The following is an 11,632-nucleotide window of genomic DNA, read 5'->3' as shown; positions in this document are numbered from 1 at the left end:
GAAGCGTGGGCTTCTCAGGCTCTACCGGCGGTTCTCCCGGGCCTCCCGGGGTATTCGGTGCGGGGAAGGATGGCCTCCTTGGTGTTCCTCCTCCGCCTCCCGGATTCCTTGGATTGTATAGGTTATCAAAAAGAATCTCAGATACCTCTACACCATCCTTATAAATCTTACGAGTCACTACCAAGTCCTCTTTATTTTCAGCAAGCTGACTTACCGTAAAGACTACTTTATAAAGGGATTTGTCATAGGTATAGCCTCTGAGTCCATCCTTTAATTCCTCCACCGTATAAACATAGATTCCGGGAATGTGGAAGGTAATAGGAGCAAATTCCGTATGTCCTTCTCCGGAAATCACCACCATCTCCGTTTCAGACTGGCTACCCTCCGGCATTGGCTGGAACAGTCCCTTAGGCATAGAGCTTAAGGAAGGCTTTACTTCGGTAATAGGACTACCGGAGCCATATAAGCTGCCATATTCCAGGTTGGAACTGCTCAGGAGATTTTCCTTATTGCGAACAAGCTTTTCATCCTTATCCAGATATTCCATAAAGGGATCACTGTTCTTACCGTTATTCAGGAAGATTTCATTTTCATTAAAGCTTGGGTCTTCTCTCTTGTCAGTCCAATATACGGAGTTGGATGTAATTTCCATGGTCTCTGTCCGTAAAACAAAGCGGAAAGGGTCAGCCTTGGGGGGCTTTCTTCCGGAAATCTTCTTACCCAGCTCCACCTGCCCCTGCGTGGGTGTAGGCGTAAAGACATTGGTATAGTTAAAGTCGTCTCCTCCTACCAAGGCATAGAGCTTACCATCAATACGACGAACTTTAATAGTAACATTTCTGGTGGCACGAGGATCATTGTTTACTCCGGGGAATAAACCGCTTTCTGTTACTGTATACTGATAATCCCCTTCAGCCGCAATCTTAACTCTTCCGAAGTTAACCTCTCCTCCAATAGCATCAGGATTTGTCTTACTTAAACTGTCGGAAGTGCCTGCCTCTAGCGGCATAGGTGCTCCATTTTTACTCTTTAAGGTAAAGGTAAATGCATTACTGATATCCGGCTTCTTAATTCCTGCAGTAGCACTTAAGAACTTTTGCACCTTGATTTCCGGCTCAATGATTTCATCTCCGAAAACATTGGTAAAAGTCAAAGGATTGTCACTGTTAAACCGTAGATCAGAAACCATCTTCTTGTGATCCGGATCAGTAACGGTAATGGTGATATATTTATCTCCCATATCCTTGCTGGTTACACCACCCACACTCGCTCCATGCTCATTAATTTTATAAGTATAGGTTCCGGGTCTCATTAGGCGAATGTTTCCAAATTCTACCGTTCCGCCGTCCTTATCCGGGTTCTTCAGTACTGTAGTGATAGTATTTCCCTTTTCATCCAGTAAAGGTGCCTTATTTTCTCCACTGATTGTGAAGGTGAATTTTCCACTAATATCGGGAGCTTGCGCAGCTAATGCCTTAGGGACTTCCAAAATCTTCTTTACCGGAAGCTTAAAGACTACCGGCTCTACCAGTCTATGGCTGCTGCTGCCTTCTACGATATCCGGTGCCACATTCTGAGGAATATCATTTCCCGGGAATAAGGTACCTACACGGTACGCCAGATTGGTATTTACAACAGGAACCTTATCCATATCCGTGTTGGCCAGCATATTGACATTGGCAATAAGCAATCCCTTCTTATCTAAAATGAAGGGCTTATTGCCTTTGGTGCTTCGAAGATCAAAGGCTAAAGCCACAATTTTATCTTTTTCTACGCCGACATTTTGTGTTTCGTCCTCGTAGTTCCATTCATGCCAAATACTGGTACCGGTATTCCTCGGATTGTTTGGATTCGTATCACTGTTGTAATCCGGGTCATGAAAGGCCTTTCCTAAATCTCTTTTTGCCTCAGTAGGAATTTCATAAGAGTAAAAGACTCTGGGCTTTAAGGTATCCGAGTTGTTGGTATTGTCCTTATCAAAGGAGCGCTTACTCAAGAGACTGTTGATGTCTACACCGTTAAAGTCTCCGTTTCTATCCTTTTTCTCTCCCAGGATATCATAGATGACCAAATCCGTTGTTCTGCTGTTATCTGAAGCCTGATACATCAGTCTATGGGTATAAGGATCTCCCATATAGCTTACATTAGTACTTAAATAACGGGGATCAATCTCCGTAGAAACCGTATTGCTGAATCTTGCCTCCAGTACCGTTACCGGGCCGTAGGGCATATTCAGTTCCGTTACGGAGGTGGTATATTTATCATTGCTACTGTTTAAAGCATTCAGCGCAAGCTCCTCGTAATATTTAATTTTATCTGCATTATTCCCCGGATTTGCAAGCTTCGGGTTATAGTTTGGATTCCAAATGGTATTCTCGTCAGTATTGACAAATCCCAAGGTGTTTTTTGCCGTTCTTCCCCGGTCCACGATATTGGTGTAAGGGTTCCAAAGGGTATAGTTTAGCTTCCAACCGCTTCGATTATATTGTTTATTCCAAAAACGATGCTCTGCATCATCCGGAATGGTTAACTTAATAATCATCATGGTCTGACCGGAGCCTTTCCAGTTCTTCTTAAACTCTACGGTATAGTCCTTCCCCTTGACAAATTTTTTACTTTCCGGTGGAGTGTCCGCCGCATCCCAGGTTCCCAGAACAATAGAGCGTTCGTCCACATAGGTTCCTGCAGGAAGAAGATCATAGATAATTCCGGATTTTAACACATAAGGCTTGGTATACTCATCCTCCTGTAAACTGGTGGGGAAGATTCCCCAGTTAAAGCCCCAGGCAATAACATCCATGCTTTGCTCGCTGCGCTCAGGATGGTCCACATAAGGTTTGTTTTGCTTTACCAGCTCCGAGGTGATATTTAAGGGCTCTAAACCATAGCCTATTTCAGCCAAGTATTTTCCCGCCCTCTTATCAATAATCGCTGTACCTAATTGACGGACTTCTCCTACAGCGCCACCTGCCAGGAAGTTCATGTTATACCCGTCTCCTTTAGCCATGGTATCGGCAATGAAGTTCCGCATAGCAGGCTGAGGAGTCACCTTTATGGTGAATGACGCATCAAAGTTTGTCTTATAATAGGGGGAATCCTGTTTAAACTGAAGCCCTACAATGTTATCTCCAAAGGCAGCCTCTAAGTCCAGCTGATTCGTTTGTGAAATGTCGGCATTGTCACGGAGTGTATACTTCTTTATTGCGCCGGGCTCTGTTACAGTAAAGATAACGCCTCCATGGTCGTTATAGCTTAAGCGACCATACTCAAAATATCCTCTTCCCGGATATCTCTTATCCTTTACCATAACCTGTACGGGAGGATAGCTGGAATCTTTCTTTCTGGGGCTAGCTTTACCGGAGAATTTTACCAACTGATTCCCCAAATAATCCACATCATAGGCCTTCATATCTCTTAAATAGATACGGCTATAATGGTAGTCCTCCTCTGTTAATTCATAAACGCCACCTCTATAAACATCACCGTTTGTTATAGAATCACTGGAGAATTCATCCTGATTTGTTTCCTCTTTCAAAGTTTTTCCATTTACTTGGCTGGGCTTTACAGAGAATAGCTTATACTTTCCGTCTGTAAGGGTAGCACCGGAACCGGGAACATTAGTATCAGAGGTGGTATAGCTTCCGTCCCGTGACACATTTACACTGCTATCCTTTGCCTTATATGTAGCAGAAAGAGTAAAGCTTTCATTCCAGTTGCTATATACTACAGGAGCCGCTGCACCACCTTTATAAATACTTTGTAATCCAAAAACGCCAAGGTAAATCTGTCTATCCACAGTATTATACTTCTTTAATAAAAAGTCTCCCGGCCCTGAAGAGCGAAGAAGTACCTTCATAGGTGCCGCCTCCGCCTCACCCTTTCTCACATAGCCGTCTGCCCAGGTTTCTGTAAACCCAACCTTATTGCTAATATCAAGCCCATCGGTCGTAAGATCGATACCCTTGTCCTTTGCCTCTTGCAACTTGCTCATAGGATACTTATACAGTAAGGCATAAAGCTGGGAATTATACTTGTCGTTGGCATAGTTTAAGGCAGCCACATAGGGCTGATGAGTGGGGAGGTTTTCTACACTGGGATCCTTTGGAATTCCTATATAGCTTCTATTAATGGGGTTCTCCAAAAAAGGCTTTGTTGCCGGAGGATTTTCTCCCGGCTCCATAAACTTTGCAATATCCGCATAACCGTTTCTGGCATGATTTTCAATATCGCTCTTATTGTAGTAGACGTTCCATGCCGCGTTTGTAGGAAGCTTCTTCGCACCAACCAGGATTCCTCCACCCGAATCTGCAGGATCTAAGGTATGGAAGCTATAATCAAAGGCCTGAGAGCTTGCCCTGGCTCTATCCACTCTTAGATACCAAACGCCATAGAAATACTCACCGGGGTTATCCGTGGTAGTGCCCCAGCTGGGATCCCAGGAGAAGAATATCCCCTGCTTCATATCCGCCTCACCGTGCTTGAAATTGAAGCTAGTAGGCTCAACCTTGGTTTCCACATGAACGGAAAGAGGAACATCCTGTTTCACATCCAAACTGTTATCACTGTGGTCAATATTTAAGCTGACAGGGAATTTATTGTCATAGACACCTACCCCCTTAGCATAATCATGCTTTACCTTCAGCATGGAAGGAGTCAGGTTGTAGGCAATATCCGCCTTAAAAGTAAATCCACCGTTTACCGCCCTATAGTTCGTTAAACGAAGATAGTCTTCCGGCTTATCCTTTCCGGGAACATTCTTTTTGATAATGGTATAATTAAAGCTACTTTGGGTATTGGTATTCGGCGCCTCAAGCAAGCCTGTAGCCATAGAAGGCTGCAGCTTATGCTGATTCCCTTCCTTTTTCTCATATACAGAAATTTTGTCCGGTTCATTTTCATCCCAGCCTTCAAAAATTCTGGCAGGAACATCAATATTAACCGTTCCTACATCATAACTGACATTTTTGTTTCCCTTTAGAGTAAGCTCTATGCCCAGGGTAGTTGTATCCGTACCGTTGGAAGAACTATCCGGAGGAATGATTTTTAAATCTCTTTGTTCCCGCATTACACCGTTACTGCCATCGGTATAAGTATGGCCGTTAGGAATGGTCGTGCCAAATCGAGGAGCATTAGGAGCTTCCGTCCAAAATGCCTTAAACTCATGGTTGACAGCCTCTTCTCCCAAATCCCTTGTCCTTCTTACTAGGATAATGGGACTGAAATGCTTTGCGGAAAACAGGAGTTCTTCTCCCTCCTCCTTTACACTAAGGATTTCTCCGGGATGATTTTCAGAAAGATGTACAATCTGTAGTTCTTCCTCAAGATCCTCTTCTTGATCTTCTTTAAGATTTTCCTCAGTCTTCTCTAAAGCATCCTTTATTTTTTTACTTTTTTGCAGGCGAAGCTCTACCTTCTTGCCGTTCTTAGGCTGTACTTCCTTTTCCACACCGTTAACTTCTCTGTAGAAGGAAATGTCGATAGCCTCCAGAACTTCAACCTCCGCCTCTTCCCCCGGATTCTTTTTCTTATAATCCTTCAAAGAAAGGGCCTTGGCCTCTTCCAGAATGCTTTCTGAATCTACCGGGACCACCTTCATTCTGGTTCCCTCATAGAAGGTTCCCTCAGAAAAGCTTGCCAGTACAGTAATATCCTTACTGTAGGAAGCCTCAAAAGAACCGGCGTCCATATACTCCGGCTTTTCCTCCTGCTTAGCTTCTTCCGATGACAAACTAGCCTTCTCTTCCAAAGAAGACTCCTCAGTCTTTGCTTCCGAAGGAGCAGTCTTATTCTCCTCTTCTGATACTAGCTCTTCTTTCTTTTCCTTTTTTCCCTCTGATGCGGATCCTTCCTTTTCTAAGGCAGTTTCTTCCAAAGAAGTCTTTCTCTCCCCCGTCTTCTCTTCCGAAGAAAGGACAGCTTCCTTCTCTTCCTCCCTTTTTCTTAGACTTTCAGAGGATTTTTCTTCCGTAGCAAGAGCGATACGTTCTACCGTTTCTCCGGCAATTTCTTCCGCATAGCTCACGCTTTGCAAATTTCCCGCAAGCATCAAAAAGCTGAGGAAATAAGCCATACCCTTCTTGGCAAAGCCTCCTCTTTGACGTCTTTTGGAAAAATTCCTACGGGTTAAGGTATCCCTTCCTCTTCCCATAGCTTCCGCAGTCTCCTGCTTTCTCATTTTGTGCTCCATGTCACACTCCTTTATGACTCTATTCTTCCCACTTGGAAGCTTCTTCTAAACGATGCTTTAAAGGAGATATCGAACACAAAGCCGGCGATACTCCATAAGAATGCATTTTAAAGCAATCGTCTTGAACAAAAAACTGTTAGGACTGCCTATTGTAGGGGAAGTCCTAACAGTTTGTCGACAAATAATTATTATCCTATTATCTGTTTATGCAAAATTCATTTATGGCATAATAATTTCATTGAGAATCTAAAAAAATCAATAGTTTTCAAAGTTTTTTATAGGGATTTTTTTGAAGAGTCTTCTTTCTTATCTTCTCTTCTTTCTTCTAAGCAGAGAACATCCACTGTATCCGCCCAGGCATAAAGCACTCAAGATAAATCCCCATGCCAAGAGCTTCAGATTTTTTGTATCTCCTGTGGATACCTGTCTGGAGAGAAGTTTTTCTTCTTCTCGAATACCGCTAAGCACTTCTCCCAGTTCCTTTAATTCCTGCTTTTCTTCCTCCGTTAAAGGCCGGGTCTGTCCAAGAATCTCTCCGATTCGTTTTTCGACTTTTGCTCTTCTTTCTCTCAGTTCCCGTCTTCTTCCGGCAAGTTCTGCAGGAGGAATATTTCCCACGGTTACCGTTTTCGGCGTTTCCGGATTGGGAGGCAGCACAGGGTTTACCGGAGGAAGCTCTTCTCTAGGCGGAGTGTCCGGTGTTGAAGGAGGATTTGGATTATCCTTCGGTACCGGATCCGTAGGTTTCTTAGGTTCTTCCTTTTTGGGGCTTTCCTGTGGTCTTGGTCTATCCTTCTTAGGATTTTCCCTATTGGAACTTGGTGTCTTCGGCTCTTCCTTCGGGGTTTGGGGCGGTGTCTTCGGCTCCTCCTTCGGTTTCGGCAGTTCCTTCTCACTAAAATGGTTGGTAAAGCTTAGTTCCGTTTCCCCATCATAGCTTAGTTCCGCACTTAATTTTGTATAGTTCGGTGCATCTACCTTCACCTCTACCGTTAAGGCTTTTTCCGATACAGGGTCATTGCTAACCCCCGGGAAAGTGCCACTTTCCTTTACCGTATAATGATAGGTTCCCGGCCGGTAGAAGGTGATTTTCGGAAAATGAAATTCTCCTCCCATATCCTCCGGATTTTTCACGGTATCCAAAATCGCATTGCCCTCATCATCTATCATAGGCGCATTTCCCACAGGCTTTAAGTTAAAGCTGAAGGCTCCCTTCGCTTTGATGTCTGCATTTCCGGCATCTTTGGTGATATGTTTTTGTCCTTTGATTTCCACGCTAATCGGCGGAAGAATCCTATGCTTACTGATGTCAGTTTTATCGGTAGGCTGAGATGTATTGTTCGGTTGGTCTCCTGTAAAGGTACGGTGAATGGTGATTGCCGTATTGGTATTCTCCACACTAAGCTTTCGCTTTTCTGTGGATGCATTCATATGAACATAAATGCTGATGGCGCTTTGTCCCGGAAGATAAAAGGGCTTACCGGTTTTGGTCTTTCGTACATCCACCGCAATGGCCACGATACTTTTTTTGTCCACCGGATGATTCTCAGGCTCATATTTTTTCCAGATACTGCTGTCATCCACATTGAGATTCGATACATCCGGCTTTACTGTAGCATAATAAACTACCGGTGCTGCAGTATCTTTGGTATTGGCATTGTGAGCATCGTAGGTTTTCTTTCTTAAAAGGGCAGGGAAATCCACATAGTCAAAGTCTCCATTCCTTTCCTCCTCTGTTCCCAGAATATCATATAATACATAATCTGCCGTCTTGGAATTGGGAGCGGTACTGTACATTAATTTATGCACATAGGGGTCTCCTGCATAGGAAACATTTTGCGGAATATACTCCTTCTTGATTTCCGTACTGATACGGTTTACAAATCCGGCGGATACTGCGGTAGGAATGTTATAGTCCACATTGGCTTCCGTATACAAGATTCCCTGTTTCTCCGAGGTGGAAGTTTCCATCACGGATTTAAAATACTGCTTATTCTCATAATTTGCCCCGACAAAATTGTCTGTAGTCAGATTCGTCTTGCTCTTATGCTTGGGAGTCTCATCCACAAAGCCTACATTATTCTTGGGGTTGGCACCATTATCAATAATACTGCTATAGGTATTTTCCAGCTTATACTGCACGCGAACACCGTTTCTGGTAAGGACTCCTCCGGTAAACCAATCCGCTTTTCCCGGTCTTTTAAACTTGATTTTTATCATGGTTTGTCCGGAGTCTTCCCAGTTTGGAATGAATTCCACGGTATAGTCTTTTCCTTTTTCATAGCGTGCTCCCGGAGTCGGTAGGGAATCCGCGTAGCTATAGTCTCCCATCTCTATACTGTCCGGGTCAACATTCGTTTCTAAGGGCAGTAAATCATAAAAAGTACCCTCTGTAATCTTATAGGCATTTAGATAAGCAGCATAGGAATTATTGATACTCATATCATTATATGCCGTGAAAGTAACGGCTCTTCTTTGTCTTCCTGTTGCAGGATCGTCCTCTATAGAACCTATACTTTTCTTTTCCAGCACACTTTGATAATTCGCCGGACTCAGTTGGTAGCCTACCTTATTCCAAAATTCTCCTACCTGATTTTTTACAATCTCAGTATCTCCGATGGACAATTTTCCTTCCGCCGGTGCGGCAATAAAACTGTTCTTCTTATTTTGAAGGTCCTTCTCCAGTCTTTGTTTCATGGCCTCTGTAGGATGAAGGCGAAGATTTACCCTTGTAGTAAAGCCGGTCTCATAGAAGGAGCTGGAATTTTTAAAGCGAATCTCCTTGATTCCCTCCGGAAAGGACACGGGTTTCTGCACAGTAGCATCCTGTTCCACTCCGGATACACTGCGGAATTTTTTGTATCCCGCTGCATTCAGATAAAGCTCTCCAAGCTTTTCTTCACTTCCCCCCTTCTTCTTGCCGTAAACCTCAATGGGGGCAAAGCGAGTATAGGCCTTGCTGGAGTTCACGGCTTTTTCATTACTGTAGCCGTTAAACTCCACATCATAGGCGGTATAGTCCGCCAGATAAAAGGACTCATAGGAATAGTCATCTTCTGACAGCACATAAGGATCTCCCCCTGTAGAAGGATAGCTTAGTACTCCGGCGCTTTCCGTGGGCTTTCCGTCACTGCTGCTAATATTGTCCATGCTAAAGAGGGTATATCTTCCCCCATCGGAAATCTCCGCCTTGGAACCATTTGCCGTAGTATAGGCCGTATGATCTCCATTCCATGTGATTTCATTATCCTTTAAATGGGTACCTGCAAAGAGACTGTAGGAGAGAGTCACCGGAGTTCCCTCCGCCAAAAGAGTCTGCATTCCCTTAATCAACTGGGTATTGGTATCGGTTGGCTGGCCGGTATATTTATCTAAACGGGCTACTCCCCCAATATTTTTTCGTACATATACTTCCAGTTCTGCAGTACTTTCCGCCTTGGGTGTACCGCTATACCCGTCCTGCCAAATATCCTGCACAGAAAAAGTACTTTTGTACTTTAGAGGATGGGTCTCCAGATCCTGTCCGCTACTCTGTGCTGTTGTAATATCCGTTTTGGGATAGCGATAAAGAAAGGCGTAAAAAGCGGTATTTCTATAGCCTCCATCATCAAAGCTGGCATATTCTTTATAATCCAGGTTTTTATTCTTGTATTCCGTCTTATATTCCGGAGCAATAAAAATGCTTGTCTTTCCCATGGGATTCTCTAAACGAGGCTCACTGGGCGTCGCTACTCCCATTTCTTTGGCAATATCCTTGGGACTGTTTCCTATTTTGCCAAGCATTTGATCCGGATTAAATAAAGTATCAAATTCTCCATCCTGAGGATAACGCTTTACCCCGATTAATTGTCCGGAGGAAATGGCTCCGGAACCGGCTACCGGAGCTGATGTGGAAGTAATATCCGGCACAAAGGATAGGGCCTGGGTACTCCACTTGGCACGATCCGCTCTTCCATAAAAGAGGCCATAGAAATAATTATCCGCATCTGCAGGTCTTGGCCCCCATGTGGGATCCCATTGGAAATAAACGGATTTGGGTGCATCGAACTTCTTCGCCTCCCTTAGCTCCACCGTGCTGGGATTCACTTTGGATTCCACCCTGATTCTTAGTTTTCGTTCTATGCTGGCATCATGGGGACCGGTAAAGCTTCCATCCATATCCTGATCGACTTCCAAGAATACAGGAAATTCCAGCTCATAAACACCCTTTTCTACCGAAGTACTGTCATGGGTATAATCTAATAAGGTCGGCGTAAAATTATAAGAAAAAATAGCCCCCAGGGAGTTTGCAGGACCTCTGGCATCCGTGTTACTGACCTTAATATAAGGCACCGGTACTCCGTTTACCATTTTGGTAATGCCGTCTTTTGTATAATTACTTCTGTTCTTTGAAACCCCCGGCGCTGCCACAATATCTCCCGGATTAAACTGGGAAATTAAGCTTCTGCTGTTCTGGTCCTCCGCTACCTGATCCGTTCCGTCTTTTCCTTTAAAAATCGCTGCAGGAAGATAAATGTTGATAGAACCTGTAGGATAGTCCTGTGGTGCTCCCGCCCCTCCAGCAAAATTCACCATATAGCTGATTCCTATGGTCATGTTGTTATTTTTACCGGGCTTAATCAGCATGGACTTTTTTGTGTCTTCATCAGTAGCACTATAATCCGGGTTAATATAACTAATGGAAGCATCTTTGTTCGCTGTGGCATTAACACTCCAGAAGGCATGGAACTTGATTTTGTTATTGTTTCCTTCTGTAGGAACATCTCTCCTTCTTCTGGTACGCACTACTGCATAGGGACTGAAACGTTTTCCCTGAAAACGGATTCCCTCTCCCTCTTCTTTAGAATCCAGATACTCTACACCCTTCTGCTCATCAAAATGCAGAACCTGTAATTTAGACTCCTCGATTTGAGAAGAATCTTCTCCCAAGCTACTCTCCGATTGCTCTCTTGCTTCATTCTCCGCTTCCGGCTCTACTTCTGTAGCTGTTTCCGTATCTTCTTTTTTATTGTCCAAGGAGGATTCTTCCAATGTAATCTCTACGGCTTTTCCTTTTTTCGGCTGAACCTCCAGCTTCTCGCCGTCCTCGTTTAAAACATAAAAAGAAATATCCACAGCGGAAAGAGAGTCTACTTCCCAGCTTTCTTCCTTCTGCTCTTCTTTTTTCTTTCCTCCATTTTTTCTGTCTTCTTTCAAATGATTTCCGGCATCTTGCAGCTTGGCTCTTTGCAAGGCCTTCTCTTTCATTTCCTCTAAAAGACTTTCCTCCTTGATGTCCTTTACTTCCATCTGTACATCTAAAGGAAAGGTAGACTCCGGATATTTTGCAGTAATCCGAACACCGGCTTCACTTAGCCCCTCTATTTCCCCCTCTTCAGCGTTCAAAATAAACTTTGCAGCTTTTTTTCTTCCTTCTAAAGAATCCGTCGCGGAAGATGCCCCCTC

General features: G+C 43.9%; 2 protein-coding genes. Both read right to left on the bottom strand.

Features of this window, described 5'->3' with window-relative positions; genetic code table 11:
* Window positions 1-6,187, bottom strand: a 6,187-nt coding sequence (locus RYL27_RS08580; RefSeq protein ID WP_314966569.1) for a Spy0128 family protein, incomplete at its 3' end; no start/stop codon positions are given.
* A gap of 306 nt (window positions 6,188-6,493) precedes the next feature.
* Entirely contained in the window at window positions 6,494-11,572 is a 5,079-nt protein-coding gene (locus RYL27_RS08575; RefSeq protein WP_314966567.1) for a Spy0128 family protein, read from the bottom strand.
* Window positions 11,573-11,632 lie beyond the last annotated feature (60 nt).

The organism is Oribacterium sinus (assembly GCF_963537195.1).
GTDB classification, from domain to species: Bacteria; Bacillota; Clostridia; order Lachnospirales; family Lachnospiraceae; genus Oribacterium; species Oribacterium sinus_A.
This window is presented reverse-complemented; position numbering and strand designations above follow the sequence as displayed.